Origin of the sequence: Bacillus sp. FSL W7-1582, assembly GCF_038593325.1 — a bacterium.
Lineage (GTDB): Bacteria > Bacillota > Bacilli > Bacillales > Bacillaceae > Bacillus > Bacillus altitudinis.
In genome coordinates, this window is the sequence record NZ_CP151987.1 from 1,266,413 (window position 1) to 1,286,181 (window position 19,769).

Consider the following 19,769-nt stretch of genomic DNA (forward strand, 5'->3'; position numbering starts at 1 on the left):
AAAGCAGCTCATAAAAATTGAGCTGCTTTTTTCGTTAAGAGCTGACTTGCTTTGATTCAGATTGTGTTAATGTCACTTGTTTTGTTTCTTCTGTTCCATTACGAACGAGTGTGATGCTGACGGTATCTCCTACTTTTGCATTCGTGTAAAGCTCGTGACGTAATTCACTGCCGGTTGTCACTTTTTTACCATTGATGGCGGTGATGACATCCTCTGTCTTTAATCCAGCTTTGGCAGCAGGTGAGCCAGCAGCGATTTCTTTTACGTACACGCCTTTATCCAGCTGACTGCTTGTCAGTCCAAGCGTTTCCTGCTGATAAGCATCTGGTACTTGTTCGAGATCCAGCATGCTGATACCGATATAAGGTCGTTCGATTTTTCCTTTTGTGAGAAGCTGCTCTGCAATTGGTTTGACATCATTGATTGGGAGCGCAAACCCGATACCTTCCACACCTGTTTCAGAAATTTTCATACTGGTGATCCCCACAACCTTTCCGTCTGTTGTTAAAAGCGGCCCGCCGCTGTTGCCGGGGTTAATGGCGGCATCTGTTTGAATGACATTAATACTGCTTTCGCCAGCTGATGTATCCATAGACACTGTTCGATCGACACCGCTGACAATTCCTTGTGTCACTGTTCTTGATAAATCTTCACCAAGCGGATTTCCGATTGCAATGACGGTTTCTCCTGCACGAAGGGATGAGGAGTCTCCAAGTTCAGCGACTTTTGTAACGCCGTTGCTGCTAATTTCGACGACAGCAAGATCAGTCAGCGGGTCAGAACCGACCACTTTTCCTTCCACCGTCTTGCCATTATGCAAGGAGACTGTTAATTTATTTGCTCCTTCAATCACATGGTTGTTTGTTAATACATAGGCTTTACTGCCCGATTTTTTGAAAATAACCCCTGATCCGGTACCGCTTTCTTGCTCTTGACTGCTGCTGTTTTGATTTTGCTGTGATCCATCAAAAGGTGAGTTCATATCACCAAAATCTGTGGTTGTTTGACTTTGTGTTTGATAGTTTGTAATGCCGACGATGGCTGGTGATACGTTTTCGACCATACTGGAAATACTGCTGGTCGAATTGGATGTTTGTGACGCTGTTGTTTTTGACGAATTTGTACTTGTATCATTTGTCGATACAGCGGCTGTTTTCGTTGACGAATCAGTTGAATGATTTTCTGAATGCTGAGCATATGGAGTTAGAACGTAAACACCTAACGCTAACGTACCGCCCACAATCCCGCTGACAAATGGCTTCAGCCAGCCACTTGGCTTCTTCTGTGTTTTTTTCGGCTGTTCAATCGTTTGTAATTCATAAGAAGTGTGTTTTTCATCTTTGTGTTGTGTCATTAAGATCACTCTCTTTCATCGATTTTTACATGTATGTGTTCAAGATGTTTGACCGTATGTGGTGGATACTGACTTTATCGTAAGAAAAAAGTGTGGGATAAAAATGAAAACATTGTGGGAAATTGTTAAAATAAGTAGTGAATCTAAGCAAAATAGAGGAGATTAAACTGTGGAGACTATTGGAATCATTGGATATGGAAGCATGGCAGATATGATGGTACAAAAATGGCTGGATAAAGGAGTACTTCATGCCAGTCAGTTTATGATCCATACACGAAGTGAAACGGAGCGTCTGCAACAGCTGAAAGAGAAGAACCAGCATGTCAACATTTGCTCTTTAGATGACATCTCTGCATCATGTGATGTCGTGTTTGTTTGTGTACCACCGCTTGCTGTACTTGATGTCTTAGATCAACTGAGCCTCGCAAAGACATCTCTTCATATCGTATCAGTGGCAGCGGCTGTCACGTTAGACAAATTAATGCAACATACGAATCAGCCGGTGTCTAGATACATTCCCACTTTGACATCAGCCGTAGGGACGGGTGTATCCCTTGTGGCGCATGGTGAAACCGCTGGGCAGGAGGCGCAAGAACGGCTCCACCGCCTGCTTTCAGCTTTTAGTATCGTCAGGGAAGTGGAAGAGGACCGCTTTGATGCGGCGAGTAATTTGACAAGCTCTTCTCCGGGCTTTATTGCAGCAATCTTTGAAGAAATGGCGAGAGCCGCTGTTCGGAATAGTGAGCTTTCTTTAGAAGAAGCCTATGAATTTTTAACATATGCGCTGCTCGGTACAGGACAAGTTCTTGTTGAACACGGACTGACATTTGCTGAAACGGTGAACAGGGTCGCAACAAAAGGCGGGATTACAGGAGAAGGCGCTGCAGTCATCCAGCAGCAGGCACCGCAAATGTTCGATGACTTGTTTACACAAACGATGAAAAAATATGCGCAACTAAAATCGCAAATCGATGAAGCAGACAAACACCACTAAAGACATAGCTAGTGGTGTTTTTTCTGTAAATTAAATCCTTTATCATCAATGCTTTTGACCTGTATTACCTGAGTCTAATTTCCTTATTTTCAGACATTGTATTGAAAAATCAATCAAGTTCTCATATAATTTTTTAGAAAATTTAGAAAAATATACACAAATTTTAAGTTTAATTAAAGGGGGATGGGGATGAAGCTCTATTTATCAGTCGATATGGAGGGAATTACTGGTCTAGCTGATCATACATTTGTTGATAGCCGCCAGCACAATTATGAGCGCGGGAGAAAAATCATGACAGGTGAAGTGAACGCCTGTGTAGAAGCTCTTCTTACACATGGGGCGACCGATATTTTAGTGAATGATAGCCATTCTAAAATGAATAATCTGTTGATTGAAGATTTGCATGAGGAAGCATCTCTCATATCAGGTGATGTAAAGCCTTATTCAATGGTCCAAGGATTAGATCAAACGTATGATGCCGCTGTTTTTTTAGGCTATCATGCAAGGGCATCAATGAAAGGTGTGATGTCTCACAGTATGATTTTTGGTGTCAGACATTTTTACATAAATGATCATCCGATTGGTGAAATGGGCTTTAATGCGTATGTCGCAGGCTATTATGGTGTTCCGGTCATTCTTGTATGCGGAGACGATCAAGCAGCACTTGAAGCTGAAAAGTTAATGCCTGGCGTGAAAACAGTGGCGGTGAAAGAAACCATTTCAAGATCTGCTGTGAAATGCTTAACACCAGCGAAAGTGAGCACCCTCATCTCGCAGCAAGTGGAATTTGCCATGAAACAAATTCATCAAATGAAGCCGCTCACGCCTCCTGAGCAGCCAGTGCTGAAAATCGAGTTTGCCAATTATGGACAAGCCGAATGGGCGAATTTAATGCCGGGTACGGCCATCATCGAAGGGACAACAACGGTGACGTACCAAGCAGAGAATATATTAGAAGCCTACCAAGCGATGCTTGTCATGACAGAGCTTGCCGCACGTACAACATTTTGTTAAGCGAGGGGGAGACAGCAGATGGCCAGCTTTTTGCTCAAGCGTTTGATTGCCATGATTGCCACGATTTTAACCATCACAACTTTAACGTTTATTTTAATGAAGGTCATCCCAGGATCGCCCTTCAATGAAGAACGAAATACAAACGAAACTGTCCAGCGAAACCTCGAAAGCTACTATCACTTAGACGAGCCACTCTATGTTCAATATATGATCTATTTAAAATCCATCGTTACTTTTGATTTTGGTCCTTCCATTAAAAAGCCTTCTGAAAGTGTCAATGATTTATTGGCGAGAGGTTTTCCAGTCTCATTAGAACTTGGTCTTATCTCTATTTTGATTGCTGTCATCTCCGGCATCTTGCTCGGAATCATGGCTGCCCTCCGGCATAATGGCTTGATTGATTATATCGCCATGACGATTGCTGTTTTCGGTATATCCATACCCAACTTTATCTTTGCTACCTTATTAATTCAGCAGCTTGCTGTGAATGTAAAACTCTTTCCTACAGCGATGTGGACAAGTCCAATGCATATGGTGCTTCCTACCATTGCACTGGCGGTAGGTCCAATGGCGATCATTGCCCGGTTAACGAGATCGAGCATGATTGAAGTGCTGTCGCAGGACTATATTCGAACTGCAAAAGCGAAAGGACTTTCCCCTTATAAAATTGTGTTTAAACATGCCCTGCGGAATGCACTTTTACCTGTTGTCACGATCCTTGGCACACTTGTCGCAAGTATTTTAACAGGCAGCTTTGTCATTGAAAAAATCTTTGCGATCCCTGGAATGGGAAAATACTTTGTCGAGAGTATTAACAACCGTGACTATCCTGTCATCATGGGAACTACTGTTTTTTACAGCATCATCTTAATTACCCTTCTTTTCATTGTAGATGTGACATATCGTCTGCTTGATCCAAGGATCCAGCTGCATCAGAAAGGAGGAAAGGCATGAGCATACACCTTCAGCATGATCAAACGAATCAAGCGCATGAAGTGCCAGATGAATGGTTTGCTCCTAAAGAACAAAAGACATCTGAAGTCCATGCCATTAAAAGACCCTCACTTTCGTATTGGGCAGATACTTGGCGACGGTTAAAACAAAATAAACTCGCTATGTTTAGTTTATCGGTGCTGATTTTTCTTTTCCTCATGGCTGTATTAGGTCCACTTCTTGCGCCGAATAGTGTGACAGAACAGCGGCTTTCTATGCAAAACTTGCCACCGTCAGCTGCTCACTGGTTTGGAACAGATGAGCTTGGACGTGATGTGTTTACACGTACTTGGTACGGCGCACGCATTTCATTATTTGTGGGCGTGATGGCCGCTCTCATTGATTTTGCAATCGGTGTCATCTATGGCGGTATTGCAGGCTATAAAGGCGGGAAGTATGACCATGTCATGATGCGGATCGTCGAGGTGCTTTACGGTCTGCCGTATTTACTCGTCGTCATTTTATTGATGGTCCTGATGGGGCCTGGGCTTGTCACTATTATTGTGGCGCTCACTGTCACAGGCTGGATCGGGATGGCAAGAATCGTGAGAGGTCAAGTCCTTCAGCTGAAAAGCCAAGAATATGTCCTTGCCTCGAAAACCTTTGGCGCAAAAAGCTTGCGCATCATCCGCAGAAATTTACTGCCGAATACGATGGGACCGATTATTGTCCAGATGACGCTAACTGTACCGACAGCGATTTTTGCTGAAGCATTCTTAAGTTTTCTCGGTTTAGGGATTCAAGCCCCGTTTGCAAGCTGGGGTGTGATGGCCAATGACGCCTTGCCGACAGTGCTGTCAGATAATGGCCACTGGTGGCGTTTATTCTTTCCGGCATTTTTTATTTCGCTGACGATGTTTTGCTTTAATAATTTAGGTGATGGCTTGCAAGATGCGCTTGATCCGAAGATGAAGAGGTGATGGCGTGATGAAAAAAATGCTTCGGATTATCGATCTGCATGTTAGCTTTCGGACATATGGCGGTTCTGTTCAAGCGGTACGCGGGGTGAATGTGGATGTGTATGAAAAAGAAACCCTCGCCATTGTAGGAGAATCAGGCTGCGGAAAAAGTGTGACGTCTCAAAGTATCATGCGGCTTCTCCCTGCATACAGCGCACAAGTCGATCAAGGGGAAATTTGGTTTCGTGATCGCAACTTGCTGTCATTATCTGAAAAAGACATGCGCAGCATCCGTGGTGTCGATATCTCCATGATTTTTCAAGATCCTATGACGGCACTCAACCCGACGCTAACAATTGGGGATCAGCTGATGGAAGCTGCAAAAGTGCATCAGAAGCTGACAAAAAAAGAAGTGAAAGAAGAGGCGCTTCGTATGCTTGACTTGGTGGGGATACCGCAGCCGAAAGAGAGACTGAAGCAATATCCGCATCAATTCAGCGGTGGCATGAGGCAGCGGCTCATGATTGCAATGGCTCTTATTTGTGAGCCGAAGGTGCTGATTGCAGATGAACCGACAACTGCACTAGATGTCACCATACAGGCGCAGATTTTAGAACTATTTAAGGAGATTCAGAAAAAAACAGGCGTGACGATTATTTTAATCACACATGACCTAGGGGTCGTAGCACAAGTCGCTGATCGAGTGGCCGTCATGTACGGGGGGAAAATCGTTGAAGTTGGGACAAGGCGAGATATCTTTTACAGTCCGCAGCATCCCTATACAAAAGGGCTACTGCAATCCGTTCCAAGGCTGGATATGAAAGATGAACTCATTCCTATTGAAGGAAGCCCGCCTGATTTATTTGCCCCGCCAAAAGGATGTCCATATACCGATCGATGCCCGTCTGCGATGAAAGTGTGTGATCATATCATGCCGCATGAAACGCAGCGTTCACCTACACATGCAGTACATTGCTGGCTTCAAGATGAACGAGCGAAGCAAACGGTTTTATCTTCAACACAAAGGGGGAGTTTTTCATGAGAAAAACAGGTTGGATTCTCAGTATGTGCTTTATCGCAGTGATGCTGCTTGCAGGATGTACAGCCAATGAGCAAGCAGGCAAAGGATCTTCAAGCAAGGGCGAAGAGAAAGTTTTAACATTAAATAATGAAAACGAACCGACATCATTTGATCCGCCCATTGGTTTTAATAATGTGTCCTGGCAAGGGCTCAATAACTTAATGGAAGGATTAACGAGACTGAATGAAAAGCACGAACCATCTGCTGCCATGGCGGAAAAATGGGACATCTCAAAGGACGGAAAAACGTACACGTTCCATTTAAGGGATGGGATTAAGTGGTCAAATGGTGATCCAGTCAAAGCAAGTGACTTTGAATATGCGTGGAAGCGGCTGCTAGATCCAAAGACGGGCTCTTCTGCGGCATTCTTAGCTTATATGATTGAAGGGGGCGAAGCGTTTAACAGCGGAAAAGGGAAGAAAGAAGATGTAAAAGTCAAGGCTGTTAATGATCAAACGCTAGAGGTCAAGCTAGCATACCCGCAGAAATCTTTCTTAAATATGACCGCAAACCCTGCCTTTTTCCCGGTGAATGAGAAGGTAGCGGAGAAGGACCCGAACTGGGCCAAGGATGCGAAAACCTTTGTCGGTAATGGACCGTTTAAGCTGACAGAGTGGAAGCATGATGAAAGCTTTACAATGGAAAAAAGTGACACGTATTGGGACAAACAAACGGTCAAGCTAGATCAAGTGAAATGGCTCATGATTAGTGACCGAAACACAGATTACCAAATGTATCAATCAGGAGATTTAGATACGGCCTTCGTTCCGGCAGAACAAAGTGAAGACCTGTTAAAAAGCAAAGATGTGCAAATTGAAGATCAAGCAGGGCTGTTTTTTTATCGCCTAAATGTCAACATGGAGCCTTTTCAAAATAAGAACATTCGCAAAGCCTTTCAAATGGCGATCAATCCTCAGGATATTGTAGAGTACGTGACGAAAAATGAAGAGAAGCCAGCACGTGCCTTCGTTTCACCAGGAATTTTAGATTCAAAGGGTGAAGATTTCAGAGAAGCTGGCGGCGATCTTGTCAAACATGATACGAGTGAAGCTGTAAAACTATTAGAAAAAGGGTTGAAAGAAGAAAACTATTCAAAGCTGCCGCCCGTCACATTAACATATAGTACAAAGCCTGAAAATAAGAAAAAAGCAGAAGCCATTCAGCAACAATTAAAAGAAGCGCTAGGGGTAGATGTGAAGCTTGCAAACATGGAAGCAAATGTGTTTGCAGAAGATCAAAAGGCACTCAAATTCCAATTCTCGCAAAGTTCATTTCTAGCTGACTATGCAGACCCAATCAATTTCTTAGAGAGCTTCCAAACAGGAAATGCGATGAACCGGACAGGTTGGTCAAATGATACGTATGACCAGCTGATCAAAAAGGCGAGTCAAGAAGCAGATGAACAAAAGAGAAATCGTATGCTGCATGATGCCGAGGCACTTCTGATGGAAGAAGCACCGATCATTCCCATTCATTTTTATAACCAAGTCTATTTACAAAAAGAAGGCGTAAAGGGCATTGTCCGTCATCCTGTTGGTTACATTGATTTGAAATGGGCACAGGTAGATGGAGAGTAAATGAAAAGAATGAGAGAACGGGACGCTTTGAAAAAAGCGTCTCAGCGTGTAGACAAACCCTCGCATTCGTTGTCAGTCCTGCCTGCTGGTACTCACGAATGTCAAATTCGCTCCGCGCCGATGCTCGTCCTTCCTAGGGCTGCAAAGGTTTTCTATCACGCTGAAAAGAAGACAAAGGGTTAAAATAAAGTTCATTTTAACCCTTTGTCAACAATCTGGGACGCTTTGAAAAAAGCGTCTGTTCCTTTATTCGTTCATGTTATGAAGAAGATGCCCATAGATTGAAAGAAACGAAGAGAAAGAGGGGATTGGCATGAACCATCTGCCAGTGGCACTTCAAACAGGAGATACAGTGGGAATCATTGCACCAGCAAGCCCGCCTGATGAGCTGAAATTAGCAAGAGGTATTTCTTTTTTAGAAAGCTTAGGGCTAAAGGTGAAAAAGGGGAAGTATATCGACTCCCGGTATGGTTATTTAGCAGGTCATGATCATGAACGAGTGGAAGATATTCATCACATGTTTCAAGATCCAGACGTGAAGGCAGTGATTTGTGCTTGCGGAGGATACGGAACAGGAAGAATTGCAGAAGCCATTGACTATGATCTCATTCGCCGGAACCCAAAAATCTTTTGGGGATACAGTGATATTACGTTTTTACATACAGCGATTCAGCAGCAGACGGGTCTTGTGACCTTTCATGGTCCAATGCTCTCCTCTGATGTGGGACTTGAAGGGGTTCACCCGTATACAAAGGATACCTTTTTACAGCTATTCACTCCGAAAGCCTTTTCGTATACGAACCACCTGTCACCTCTTCATACTTTTTATCATGGCACGGCTTCAGGCGAAATCACCGGAGGAAATCTTGCCCTTATTGTCACGACACTTGGTACACCTTTTGAAATTGATACAAAGGGGAAGCTTTTATTGATAGAAGATATTGACGAAGAACCATATAAAATCGATCGAATGATGCAGCACCTAGCCTCTGCAGGAAAATTACGTGATGCGGCTGGATTTATCATTGGTGATTTTCATCAATGTGAGCCGAAAAAGAAAGAGCAGTCGTTAACGCTCGATCAGTTATGGGAGACGTATATTGTTCCGCAACAGAAACCTGCACTTGGTGGTTTTCGGATCGGTCATTCATCTCCAAACTTCGCCATTCCAATCGGCGTGCACGCAACATTAGATGCTACAGGGAAAAAACTGCATATTTCCCCAGGTGTTGCAGCGAAAGAGGCGATCAAATGAAAATCGTAGATGTTCGCACATGCAGAACGAATGTACCGCTAAAGAAGCCTTTCAAAACAGCATTAAGAACGGTGTATGACGCCGCATCTCTTATTGTGATCATCACCTATGATCAAGGTGATGTCAGCTATGGAGAGGCAGTGCCGACATCGGTCATTACAGGTGAAACACTGGAAAGCATCGACTATGCTATTTGCGCTGTGATGAGGCCGATCTTGATTGGGGCCTCATTGTCACAATATGAACAAATCTTTTCAGCGATCTACCGTGTACTTGTAGGAAACACGAGTGCAAAGGCTGCAATAGATATGGCGATATACGATGGTTTAGCGAAGCAGGCTGGCCTGCCGCTTTATCAATATCTTGGTGGTTATCGTGATCAGCTGGAAACGGATTATACGGTCAGTGTCAACCGTCCGCTAGAAATGGCAGAGGATGCGAAGCAATATGCAGCTGAAGGCTTTCGTACCTTAAAGATCAAAGTGGGAAAAGATGATATAGAGACGGATATTCAGCGGATCAAACGGATTCGAGAAAAAGTCGGGCCGGATATTCAAATCAGGCTTGACGCCAACCAAGGCTGGACATGGAAGGAAGCGGTTGTGGCCATTCGAAAAATGGAGGCATTCGATATTGAACTAGTCGAGCAGCCAGTGCCTAAAGAAGACATCGAGGGTCTGCGCCGGGTGACGGAAGCAACAGACACATTGATTATGGCAGATGAAAGTATTTTTAGCCTCCATGATGCCATCAAGGTGTTAGAAACGAGAAGCTGTGATCTCATCAACTTAAAATTAATGAAAACAGGCGGTATCAAAAAAGCGCTGAAAATCAATAGTTTAGCAGAAGCATACGGCGTCAAGTGCATGGTTGGCAGTATGATCGAATCAAAACTAGGGATTACCGCAGCCGCTCATCTTGCTGCAAGCCAGCCGAATATTACCCGTTATGATTTTGATGCGCCGCTTATGCTCAAAGAGGACTTAATAGACGGAGGAATTGTCTATCAAGGAAAAGATATTCTCTTTCCACCGCATCATGGATTAGGCATTCAAGGAGTGAAAGGGGTCTTATGATGTTATATGAATCAAAGGTTCCAGTCGCAAATATATGGACAGCACCGCAGTCGCCGAGAGATATGGATCGACACGTTCTTCAAAGTTCCGTCCAGATCAAAGAATGGATTGATGAGCAAACATATGAACAGAAATTGGCCTTATGTGAAGAAAACCTTATTCAAACCCAAGTACTGCTTGGCGAACGAGTCATTGGGCTGGAGGAAACAGATGGCTGGATGAAAGTTGTCATCCCGCAGCAGGCAAGCCGGAAACACCCGCAAGGCTACCCAGGTTATATCCCTGTAAAGCAATTAAATGAAGTATCAGAGAGTGAACCACCTGCTAGTCCCTTGATTGTTTGTCAGAAAAAAGCGGTTTTATATCAAAACGGAACACCGGATATGGAGGTTAGTTTTTTAACAGAACTAGCACCTGTTGAAGAAATGAGCGATTCCTTTGATGTTCTAACTCCAGTAGGAAGAAGAGAAATCAAAAAAGAAGATGTGCGCCACGCTTCATCACCTTCTTCTATGAGCGGTAAGGATGCCTTAGCCATAGGAAAACAATTTATTGGACTGTCATATTTGTGGGGCGGCATGAGCAGCTATGGCTACGACTGTTCGGGTTTTGTTTACAGTATGTACAAAGCGTGTGGATGTTTATTACCGAGAGACGCAAGTGACCAAGCAGTTCAAGGAACTCCAGTCGCATCAAACCATTTGGCGCCAGGTGATCTCATGTTTTTTGCCAATGACAATGGGAAGGGAGCAGTTCGCCATGTAGGGATGTATGCTGGAGATGGCATGATGCTTCACTCGCCTAAAACGGGCAGACAGATTGAACTCCTTTCTCTTTCTGGTACTTCATATGAACAGGAATGGGCAGGAACAAGGCGGTATTTGAAAGCTGAGAGGGGGAGATGTGATGGGAAGTGAACCACTTCTGCAAGTCAACAACTTAAAAAAGCATTTTCATCTATCGAAAGGAAGAACGTTAAAAGCATTAGATGGTGTCACCTTTCAGCTGAAACAAGGCGAAACCTTTGGTCTTGTTGGTGAGTCAGGCTGCGGGAAATCTACACTTGGAAAAGTGCTCATGCGGCTTTATGACCCGACAGAAGGGGAAGCTTTGTATGAAGGGAAAAGTCTCCATCACTTATCGAACCGAGAATCATTTGATTTCAATAGGCAAATTCAAATGGTGTTTCAAGATCCGTATTCTTCTTTAAATCCTAGGCTCTCTGTAAAAGATATTATGCTAGAACCGATGGAGATCCACCAATTGTATGGCAGTCAAAAGAAAAGGCTCGAGCGCGTGAAGGAACTGCTTGAAGCGGTGGGGCTAAGTCATGATTTTGCTACACGCTATCCTCACGAATTCAGCGGAGGTCAGAGGCAAAGAATAGGGATTGCTAGAGCACTCGCCTTATCGCCAAAGTTTATCGTGGCAGATGAGCCGATTTCTGCACTAGATGTATCCGTTCAAGCTCAGGTCGTGAATTTGCTGAAAAAACTGCAAAAAGAAGAAGGATTGACGTTTTTATTTATTGCCCATGATTTATCGATGGTTAAATATATTAGCGATCGAATCGGTGTCATGTACTTAGGACATCTCGTGGAGATGACTAGCAGTGATGCTTTATATAAAACACCGCTTCATCCATATACACAAGCATTGCTGTCTGCTATCCCGATTCCAGATCCTGATGTGGAAGATAAACGCAAGCGGTTTATTTTAAAAGGAGAAATTCCAAGTCCAGTGAATCCGCCAAGCGGCTGCGTATTTCGGACAAGATGTCCTGCTGCAATGGATGTATGTGCGGACAAAAAGCCAGTATTACAAGCAGTCGAAGAAGGGCATGAAGTGGCTTGTCATTTATATGATAGGAAATAGATAGAGGGAAGAAGGTAAGCATTTAAAAAGCCAGCGAGTAGACAAGCTGGCTTTTTGGCTTTTATGAACGCCTAATAGGTAATGTACAGCATCTAAAAGAGCCGCCGGATTTAATGATTTCTGAAAAATCTACTTCAATGACGGTGTAGCCGTGGGCTGTTAATGCAGCATTTGTTTCTTGGTTGATTGGTAAGCTGATGACTTTTTTCTGTCCAATGGACAACACATTTGGTCCAAGTGTGAACTGCTCTTGCTCACTTATTTCAATGAGATCATAATGCTTTGTGAGCATATGAAGATCCTTTTCCGTAAAAGCTTCAGGGTAAATCAAGATCTCATGATGAGAAAGAATATTCATCACACAATCAAGATGCAAAATGTGAGAAGGAAGATGAATAGGAATGATGTCGTGATTCGGCAGTTCTTTTTTGAGCTGCTGGATGGCGGCTAGATTTGTTCTTTTGCTGATCCCCACAAATACCCGGGTTTGGTCTACAAGCACATCGCCGCCTTCAATCGTTCCATCATCCAGCGTGATGGTTGTCCATCCTTTTGTCTGTGCCCATTCTTTTAAGGAATGTTCTTCTCCTTGTCTGACAGGGGCTGCCATATTTGAAACAAATAAAGTCTGTCCAATTGTAAATCCAATATCCCGAGTGAAGACTTGTTCAGGGAAACGTTCATTTGCAGGAAGAAGGACAGGCCGGACATGATGGTTTTTCAGCGTTTGGATGAATTGCTTATGCTGCGTGAGGGCTTTGATTTGAGAAATATTTTCTCTTGCAAAATGCTTTTGGGTTTCATTGATGATCTGTTTAATTTCCATATAAATTGGACTGCATAAGAGGACTTCTTGTAAATCATCATATTCACTCATACATTGCGGCGTTTTATACACTTTCTCTGATTTCATAGAATCCATCAAAGGGCCTCCTTGTTTATCGATAGTTATATTATTCCTCCTTCTAGTAAATGTTGAAACATTTCCGAAAGAAAATCTCTCATGAGAGACTAAAGCAAAAAGTTTAGACAAACCTAATAGAATAGTGTTTAATAAAAGTCGTTCCGCATCAACGAAAACAGCAAGAAGGAGCTATGACGATGAGTGAAGAAAATTTCAAATACTGCAAGGAATCAAAAGTTGTGAAAACCAGCAGGGTATTCCCCCTCGATACGAATAACCACCAAACGTTATTTGGCGGAAAATTAATGAGTTATATAGATGACATTGCTTCCATCTCGGCAGCAAGACACAGCCGTAGTGAAACAGTCACCGCATCAATGGATTCAGTTGATTTTTTAGAGCCGATTGGACAGAAAGAGTCCGTCTGCTTAGAATCTTATGTGACATGGGTCGGCACATCTTCTATGGAAGTATTCGTCAAAGTCATTAAAGAAAACTTGATGTCTGGAGAACGCAGACTCGCAGCAACTTCATTTCTTACCTTTGTCTCGCTGGATGAAAACGGGAAGCCAAAACGAGTTCCACAAGTCATGCCGGAAACAGATGAAGAAATCATGCTTCATCAAACAGCGAAGCAGCGGGCAGAGGAAAGAAAAAGCCGCCGAAAGCATAGTAAAGCTTTGGCTGACGCACTTGGGACGGATAAGCCTTGGGCGTAAAAATCACCCTTTAAGCGGTGATTTTTTTCTGAGTCGGTATCTTGCATGGCAAGATAGTGTGTGGTAAGATCAAACTATCTTGTCATGCAAGGTACTGAAAGCGGAGGATCGATGATGACACAATCAACACAAATGCTAAAAGGAATTTTAGAGGGATGCCTGCTGTCGATTATTTCTGAAGGTGAAATTTATGGCTATGAAATGACAAAGAAGCTTGCGCACTATGGGTTTGATCAAATTAGTGAAGGCAGTATTTATCCGATCTTGCTGCGCATGCAAAAAGAACAACTAGTTCATACGTCTACAAAAGTATCGGCGAGTGGGCCGAAAAGGAAATACTATACGCTCACACAAAGAGGCGAAGAAGCGCTGACGGATTTTACCATGCGATGGCATGAGCTGTCAGGGAATGTAGAGCGATTATTACATAAAGGGAAGTGAGAAGATGGTAACAAAAGAAACGAGACACATCTTATTAGAGCTGCAACTCTATCTCATATCAAAAGGGAAAAATCAGGACGAGATCGACGAAGTGATGGATGAATTAACGACACACGCTGTCGAAGCTGAGAAAGATGGGAAAACAGGGGAAGATGTATTTGGCGGAGATCCACGGGGCTTTGCTGATGAGCTAGCGAAAGAGCTCTCTAGAAATCATAAAGACTGGGTTCCGTTTGTCAGTGCTTTTTTAATTGGATCTCTTTTTTACATGATGTTAGCAGATGCCATCAGTCAAAGTTTATCGTATTCTTGGTATGCACTCATTGGTTATCCGCTCATCATAGTGGCCAATGTGATCATGACCATTGTGATGTTTAGAGCTTCTGCCTTTCAAACAAGCAGGAGGGCATTCTTTTACTTTTGGATATTAGGTGTTTTTCAGATGACAGCCTTGATCACAGTGAAATTATTGGACCAAAAACTTGGTACTCCTTTACTTGTGCTGACCTCGAGCCAAAGATGGGGCGTCATTCTTCTGTTGCTGCTGTGTATTGTCTTATTAAATGCCATATTAAAGGCGAATATGATGTCGCTCATTCCGTTGATCTTCTTTGGACCGCAACTCCTATTCGAATGGCTTGGATGGACATCGCCTCTCATGCTTCTTTTCACAAGTCTGGTATCCATTGTGATTTTAGTCTTGCTCACAATCGCTTTTTACAGAAAACAAACAAGAAAAATGAACATTTAATGTAGATAGAGCACATCACTTGCGATGTGCTTCAGCGTGTAGACAAACCCTCGCATTCTTTGTCAGTCCTGCGTGCTGGTGCTCACGAATGTCAAATTCGCTCCGCGCCAGTACTCGTCCTTCCTAGACTGCAAAGGTTTTCTATCACGCTGAAAAGAAGACAAAGGGCTAAAATAAAGTTCATTTTAGCCCTTTGTCAACAATCTGGAGCACATCACTTGCGATGTGCTTTTCTTTTTCTAAAAAAATGTAGATATGGGATCACATTTTTCTTTACAATGAGAAGAGGACAAAAATGAAAAGGGGTTCTGTGATTGGATATTGTATGGGGGTATGTACTCGTTTTTATATTGGCTGCTTTACCTTTTTTTGAAGTGGTTGGTGTCGTTCCGCTGGGGATTTTAAGTGGTCTGCATCCTGTGACAACGGCAGTTATTGGATTCGTCGGCAACTTTCTTACCGTCTTGCTACTCATCGTCTTCGTGGACCGATTTAAAGCGTGGTGGCTGAAAAGGAAAGAGGAGAAACATGATGAAAAAGGAGAGAAAAAACAGCTGAAAGCCAAAAAGGTTTGGGAACGGTATGGTCTCCCTGGTTTGGCACTTATCGGTCCTTTTATCATTGGCAGTCATTTAGCGGCTTTTATGTGTATGAGCTTCGGTACGAAAAGAAAACAAGTCACTGTGTGGATGACGGTCAGTTTAATCATGTGGACCGCATTAGCTGCTAGTTTAACGGGTGCGGGGTTCCATTACTTTGCCCCAGATTCAAATGGGTTGTTCGGAGATATTTTTAGCAAGTAAGCAGGGGGGATAAAAAATGGCACATCAAACACGGATCGTGCTTGAAACAGAGCGTCTCAGACTGAGAACAATGGATGAAGACGATGCGCCTTTTTTATATGAAAAGCTATTCCAAGATGCAGAGGTCATGAAGTATTATCCTTCACTAAAGGATGAAAAGCAGACAAAAGAGTGGATTGCTTGGAATCAAAAGAATGACCGCACATTTCATACGTCCCTGTGGATCATTGAAGAAAAAGAAACGAAGGAACCTCTTGGTCAAAGCGGAATTGTTCTCCAAAACGTCGAAGGACAAACAGAGCTTGAAATTGGCTATATGCTAAAGAGATCGGCATGGGGAAAAGGATATGCTGTTGAGGCTGCAAAAGGCTGTCTTGCGTATGGTTTTGACGAAATGAAGGTGAGGCGAATGGTCAGCTTAATTCGCCCTGACAATGAAGCGTCAGTCAAGGTCGCAATGAAAATGGGGATGAAAAAAGAAAAAACCATTTCAAAATGGGATCAAATGATTGATGTTTACAGTGTTACTCGTGACGGAAAAAGCGGCTCGCTTGAATCATAAGGAGAGCCGCTTTTTCTTTTATAGACGCTGTTCTAACTGAAGTAAATATTTCTTTCGTTCGATTCCCCCGCCATATCCGCCAAGTTCACCGCTTGTTTGAATGACTCGGTGACAAGGAATGATGATGGCCAACTGATTGGCACCATTTGCATTTCCAACTGCCCGAACCAAATGGGGATCGCCAAGCATGATGGCAAGATCTCGATACGATCTCGTTTCGCCTGGCGGAATCTGTAATAGAAGATCCCATACCCTTTTCTGAAAAGGGGTGCCATGTATAGCAAGTGGCACAGTAAACTGCGTGAGTTTCTTTTCAAAATATAAGGCCAATTCCTTTGCTAATTGCTGATGGACGTTTGTTTCTCCAACTAAAATACGGGCATGATGTTTTTTTCTGATGTTCTCAATTTCTCTTTCTAATCCTCGCCTGTCCATAAATTCAAGCAAATACACATGGGTTGCATCTGAAATGCTCATCATCCGCCCAATCGGAGTGGAAATAAAATTCGCATGCAAAATATTGACTTGCGCCTTTTTGGGTGGATTTCCCATGATTTTCGTAAAGGCATCATTGAAGGCACTGGAAGACTCGTAACCGAAGGTGACTTGCTGATCAATGACTTTTTTTCCGTTTAGAATCTCTTTAAACGCTAGTCCCATTCGGCGTGATCTAGCATATTGAACAAAGGTCATTCCATAGATTTCTTTAAATTTTCTCCGAGCTGTTGCAGAGTGAATCCCTAATTGGCGAAAATCTTCTTCTTTCCATCGTTTCTCAGGACTCTCTTCAACTGCTGATACAAGTGTTTTGACTTCTTCTGGAATGCTGTTAGGATATGTTAAAGGCGTGCATCGCTTACACGGCCGATACCCTGCAAGCAGCGCCTCCTCTGCTGTAAAGAAAAACTCGCAGTTTTCATATTTTGGTTTTCTAGCAGTACATGTGGCATGACAGAAGATGCCGGTTGTTTTAATACCTGCAAAGAACGTGCCGTCATATTGCGGATTCTTATCAACAAGTGCTTGATAAAATTCGTGTTTTTGTTCGTCGGTCATCATCATTTGATCCACCTCTTGTTTTATTATATCAGTGATGTGGTCGTTCCTCTTTCTAACATTTAGTATACTTCGCTTTCATCCACTTTCTTTCGAAAAATGAACAAGTATATTTGAAGGGGAAAAGCAAAGTGGTAGACCGGCATATCAGGGTGTGATACACTTTTTTATACAGAATCGGCTTTACGCTAGATCTGCTTATCATGAATTGGTTTTCTAGGGTTCCGTGCGGGCAGCGCAGTCTGGACCGAGAGAAAACACATAGGGTCCTCTAAGAATGGGCCGTATGGACACGGAGGGATAAAAGCCCGGGAGATTTGATCAAACGATCGATTTCCGGGCTTTTTTTATTGCTTGGAATCGGTAAGAAAGGAAGAGATCGAATGAAATGGGGAAATGTTTTGATTGCAGCCGTATTTGAAGTCGGCTGGGTAATGGGGTTGAAATATGCTGGCTCTATATTGGAATGGAGTGCAACCATCGTTTGTATTGTCGTCAGCTTTTATTTACTCCTGAAAGCCACGACGGTACTTCCAGTTGGCACACTTTACGCCGTTTTCACCGGACTTGGAACAGCCGGTACGGTCATAGTAGGAATGGTCATGGGTGAGCCGGTACAGCTAGTAAAATTACTTTTGATCATGGTCCTTTTAAGCGGTGTATTAGGACTCAAATTGACCACAGGTGAAAAGAAAGGGGAGGCTGAATCGTGAGCTGGCTTTTACTCATTGGGGCAGGCATCTTAGAAATGCTTTGTGTCACCATGATGAATCAATTCCAGAAAGATCGCCATGTCAAATGGATTTTCTTCATAGCAGCTGGATTTTCGCTTTCCTTTCTGATGCTGTCTCTTGCGATGAATACAATTCCGATGGGAACGGCGTATGCGATTTGGACAGGAATCGGAGCAGCTGGAGGAGCGATTGTTGGGATGCTGTTTTATGGTGAGTCGAAAGACGCAAAACGTATTTTATTTATCGCACTGATTTTATCAGCAGCGGTCGGGTTAAAAATCATTGAATAAGAAAAGGCTGGCAATCATATGCCAGCCTTTTTGCTACATCGAATGATGATTGGAATCGTTTTCATTTTTGCGGTAAAGTTGACTCACAAGCAGAAAACACACACCAAATGTAAGTAAAGGAATGAGTCTTTCTCCGGTCATAAATAGATAAATGCCCGTGATGAGACATACGATGCCGAGCCAAAAGCTCACTTTACCAAACAAAGTCATGTTTTTCATCTCCATCACTCCTTTTGTGATAAAAGGTCTATTCATATTATATCACGCCAGGTGCAGAATTGAATGAATATTCAATAAAAAATACGACGCTTAATTGCTTTTTCTCTTTCCAGTCCAGTATAATATTTCATTAGAATGAAAAATGTAAATGAGGTCATAAGACATGAGAACATTGATTACAGAGAAACTTGAATTACACAGACAAAAGCATGAACAAAAAGGCAGGCTTTTAGTCAGTTGCCCGGATCAGCCTGGTATTGTGTCAGCTGTTTCTACTTTTTTATTTGAACATGGAGCAAACATCATTGAATCTAGTCAATACACAACAGATCATGAGAGCGGCCGGTTCTTTTTAAGAATTGAATTTGATTGGAAAGACATTTCTGCCAACTTAGATCAATTGAAAAGCAGTTTTGAGCCAATTGCGCAATCATTTCATATGACGTGGAGCATGTCGCGTGCAAGTGATCTGAAAAAGCTGGCGATCTTTGTATCCAAAGAGCTTCATTGTTTACATGAACTTTTATGGGAATGGCAAAGCGGTAATTTAATGGCTGAAATAGCGGTTGTCATCAGCAATCATGAAACGGCAAAAGATACAGTCGAAGCACTCGGCATTCCATTCCACTTCGTGAAAGCAAATAAAGACATTCGCCAAGATGCAGAAAAACAGCAACTTGCATTATTAGAAGAGTATGATATTGATGCGGTTGTGCTTGCGAGATACATGCAAATTTTGACGCCAGCCTTTATTGAACAGCACCCGAACAAAATCATTAATATTCATCATTCCTTCCTGCCGGCTTTTATAGGGGCTAACCCTTACAAGCGTGCATATGAGCGAGGGGTTAAACTGATTGGCGCGACTTCCCATTATGTCACCAATGATTTAGACGAAGGACCAATCATTGAACAGGATATTGAGCGGGTAGATCATAGAGATGATGCAGAGGCATTAAAAAATATCGGCCGCACGATTGAGCGCAGCGTGCTTGCCCGTGCTGTCAAATGGCATCTAGAAGATCGAATCATTGTCCATGAGAATAAAACGATTGTGTTTAATTGACCGCTTGACTTTTCTGAAGCAATTGGTGATAATATAAAAAAATTAACGAGCGTTGAGAAGGAATAGTAAGCAGGACCTGCTGTGTAAAGAGAGCAAATGACACGCT

The 19,769-nt window shown here is 42.9% G+C and carries 22 protein-coding genes, 1 riboswitch and 1 other annotated feature (1 of these 24 cut by a window edge); of the genes, 18 read left to right on the forward strand and 4 right to left on the reverse strand.

What is annotated here, in order from left to right:
* Nucleotides 1-34: 34 nt before the first annotated feature.
* Complete coding sequence (locus NSQ11_RS06460) at nucleotides 35-1,354, reverse strand: trypsin-like peptidase domain-containing protein (protein ID WP_025207213.1); 1,320 nt, start codon at nucleotides 1,352-1,354, stop codon at nucleotides 35-37.
* Nucleotides 1,355-1,523: 169 nt separating this feature from the next.
* Between NSQ11_RS06460 and proG the strand changes: the two genes are divergently transcribed.
* The 10 genes from proG to NSQ11_RS06510 all read left to right on the forward strand — a co-directional run bounded on the left by proG (nucleotide 1,524) and on the right by NSQ11_RS06510 (nucleotide 12,118).
* The gene (proG, locus tag NSQ11_RS06465) at nucleotides 1,524-2,348 is read left to right on the forward strand and encodes a pyrroline-5-carboxylate reductase ProG (RefSeq protein WP_025207214.1); all 825 of its coding nucleotides are present in this window, start codon (nucleotides 1,524-1,526) and stop codon (nucleotides 2,346-2,348) included.
* 189 nt (nucleotides 2,349-2,537) lie between these two features.
* Complete coding sequence (locus NSQ11_RS06470) at nucleotides 2,538-3,362, forward strand: M55 family metallopeptidase (protein WP_342501320.1); 825 nt, start codon at nucleotides 2,538-2,540, stop codon at nucleotides 3,360-3,362.
* An 18-nt stretch (nucleotides 3,363-3,380) separates the two neighbouring features.
* Nucleotides 3,381-4,316: an ABC transporter permease gene (locus tag NSQ11_RS06475; RefSeq protein ID WP_008346233.1), complete on the forward strand. Its 936-nt coding sequence runs from the start codon at nucleotides 3,381-3,383 to the stop codon at nucleotides 4,314-4,316.
* On the forward strand, nucleotides 4,313-5,275 hold the full coding sequence (locus tag NSQ11_RS06480; RefSeq protein ID WP_017359137.1) for an ABC transporter permease: 963 nt from the start codon (nucleotides 4,313-4,315) through the stop codon (nucleotides 5,273-5,275). The genes NSQ11_RS06475 and NSQ11_RS06480 overlap by 4 nt, the downstream gene beginning before the upstream one ends.
* 7 nt (nucleotides 5,276-5,282) lie before the next feature.
* Nucleotides 5,283-6,296 carry an ABC transporter ATP-binding protein gene (locus NSQ11_RS06485; RefSeq protein WP_007498841.1) on the forward strand — a complete coding sequence of 338 codons (1,014 nt, stop codon included), beginning with the start codon at nucleotides 5,283-5,285 and terminating at the stop codon, nucleotides 6,294-6,296.
* On the forward strand, nucleotides 6,293-7,912 hold the full coding sequence (locus tag NSQ11_RS06490; RefSeq protein WP_035700454.1) for a peptide ABC transporter substrate-binding protein: 1,620 nt from the start codon (nucleotides 6,293-6,295) through the stop codon (nucleotides 7,910-7,912). Before NSQ11_RS06485 ends, NSQ11_RS06490 begins: the two co-directional genes overlap by 4 nt.
* 313 nt (nucleotides 7,913-8,225) lie before the next feature.
* A complete protein-coding gene (locus NSQ11_RS06495) occupies nucleotides 8,226-9,167 on the forward strand; it encodes an LD-carboxypeptidase (RefSeq protein WP_007498837.1) in 942 nt (313 codons plus the stop codon).
* Nucleotides 9,164-10,243, forward strand: a complete 1,080-nt coding sequence (locus tag NSQ11_RS06500; RefSeq protein ID WP_050827191.1) for a dipeptide epimerase — start codon at nucleotides 9,164-9,166, stop codon at nucleotides 10,241-10,243. The genes NSQ11_RS06495 and NSQ11_RS06500 overlap by 4 nt, the downstream gene beginning before the upstream one ends.
* The gene (locus tag NSQ11_RS06505; RefSeq protein ID WP_342501321.1) at nucleotides 10,243-11,160 is read left to right on the forward strand and encodes an NlpC/P60 family protein; all 918 of its coding nucleotides are present in this window, start codon (nucleotides 10,243-10,245) and stop codon (nucleotides 11,158-11,160) included. Before NSQ11_RS06500 ends, NSQ11_RS06505 begins: the two co-directional genes overlap by 1 nt.
* The gene (locus NSQ11_RS06510) at nucleotides 11,150-12,118 is read left to right on the forward strand and encodes an oligopeptide/dipeptide ABC transporter ATP-binding protein (RefSeq protein ID WP_008346217.1); all 969 of its coding nucleotides are present in this window, start codon (nucleotides 11,150-11,152) and stop codon (nucleotides 12,116-12,118) included. Before NSQ11_RS06505 ends, NSQ11_RS06510 begins: the two co-directional genes overlap by 11 nt.
* 61 nt (nucleotides 12,119-12,179) lie before the next feature.
* On the opposite strand, the gene NSQ11_RS06515 is transcribed toward NSQ11_RS06510, so the two are convergent.
* Nucleotides 12,180-13,040 (reverse strand): dimethylarginine dimethylaminohydrolase family protein, encoded by an 861-nt coding sequence (locus NSQ11_RS06515; RefSeq protein WP_041507407.1) that lies wholly within the window; start codon nucleotides 13,038-13,040, stop codon nucleotides 12,180-12,182.
* Between the two features lie 179 nt (nucleotides 13,041-13,219).
* On the opposite strand from NSQ11_RS06515, the gene NSQ11_RS06520 reads away from it, so the two are divergent.
* The 5 genes from NSQ11_RS06520 to NSQ11_RS06540 all read left to right on the forward strand — a co-directional run bounded on the left by NSQ11_RS06520 (nucleotide 13,220) and on the right by NSQ11_RS06540 (nucleotide 16,298).
* On the forward strand, nucleotides 13,220-13,741 hold the full coding sequence (locus tag NSQ11_RS06520) for an acyl-CoA thioesterase (protein WP_048001636.1): 522 nt from the start codon (nucleotides 13,220-13,222) through the stop codon (nucleotides 13,739-13,741).
* A gap of 114 nt (nucleotides 13,742-13,855) precedes the next feature.
* Nucleotides 13,856-14,182: a PadR family transcriptional regulator gene (locus NSQ11_RS06525; RefSeq protein WP_212338789.1), complete on the forward strand. Its 327-nt coding sequence runs from the start codon at nucleotides 13,856-13,858 to the stop codon at nucleotides 14,180-14,182.
* 4 nt (nucleotides 14,183-14,186) lie between these two features.
* Nucleotides 14,187-14,933, forward strand: coding sequence for a hypothetical protein (locus NSQ11_RS06530; protein WP_234935808.1), 747 nt, complete (start codon nucleotides 14,187-14,189; stop codon nucleotides 14,931-14,933).
* Between the two features lie 314 nt (nucleotides 14,934-15,247).
* Nucleotides 15,248-15,736 (forward strand): small multi-drug export protein, encoded by a 489-nt coding sequence (locus tag NSQ11_RS06535; protein WP_144610166.1) that lies wholly within the window; start codon nucleotides 15,248-15,250, stop codon nucleotides 15,734-15,736.
* A gap of 16 nt (nucleotides 15,737-15,752) precedes the next feature.
* The gene (locus tag NSQ11_RS06540) at nucleotides 15,753-16,298 is read left to right on the forward strand and encodes a GNAT family N-acetyltransferase (protein WP_017359129.1); all 546 of its coding nucleotides are present in this window, start codon (nucleotides 15,753-15,755) and stop codon (nucleotides 16,296-16,298) included.
* An 18-nt stretch (nucleotides 16,299-16,316) separates the two neighbouring features.
* Here NSQ11_RS06540 and NSQ11_RS06545 read toward each other — a convergent pair whose 3' ends face one another.
* Nucleotides 16,317-17,360: a trifunctional transcriptional activator/DNA repair protein Ada/methylated-DNA--[protein]-cysteine S-methyltransferase gene (locus NSQ11_RS06545; protein ID WP_024719619.1), complete on the reverse strand. Its 1,044-nt coding sequence runs from the start codon at nucleotides 17,358-17,360 to the stop codon at nucleotides 16,317-16,319.
* A 199-nt stretch (nucleotides 17,361-17,559) separates the two neighbouring features.
* Nucleotides 17,560-17,671: riboswitch (guanidine-I (ykkC/yxkD leader) on the forward strand.
* A gap of 66 nt (nucleotides 17,672-17,737) precedes the next feature.
* Between NSQ11_RS06545 and NSQ11_RS06550 the strand changes: the two genes are divergently transcribed.
* On the forward strand, nucleotides 17,738-18,067 hold the full coding sequence (locus tag NSQ11_RS06550) for a multidrug efflux SMR transporter (protein WP_024719620.1): 330 nt from the start codon (nucleotides 17,738-17,740) through the stop codon (nucleotides 18,065-18,067).
* Entirely contained in the window at nucleotides 18,064-18,378 is a 315-nt protein-coding gene (locus NSQ11_RS06555; protein WP_017359126.1) for a multidrug efflux SMR transporter, read from the forward strand. Before NSQ11_RS06550 ends, NSQ11_RS06555 begins: the two co-directional genes overlap by 4 nt.
* A 33-nt stretch (nucleotides 18,379-18,411) precedes the next feature.
* Here the strand turns inward: NSQ11_RS06555 and NSQ11_RS06560 are convergent, their stop codons facing one another.
* Nucleotides 18,412-18,597, reverse strand: coding sequence for a hypothetical protein (locus NSQ11_RS06560; protein WP_017359125.1), 186 nt, complete (start codon nucleotides 18,595-18,597; stop codon nucleotides 18,412-18,414).
* Between the two features lie 163 nt (nucleotides 18,598-18,760).
* On the opposite strand from NSQ11_RS06560, the gene purU reads away from it, so the two are divergent.
* A complete protein-coding gene (gene purU / locus NSQ11_RS06565; RefSeq protein WP_007498809.1) occupies nucleotides 18,761-19,663 on the forward strand; it encodes a formyltetrahydrofolate deformylase in 903 nt (300 codons plus the stop codon).
* Nucleotides 19,664-19,706: 43 nt separating this feature from the next.
* Nucleotides 19,707-19,769: a binding site (T-box leader), on the forward strand (it continues 156 nt past the right edge of the window).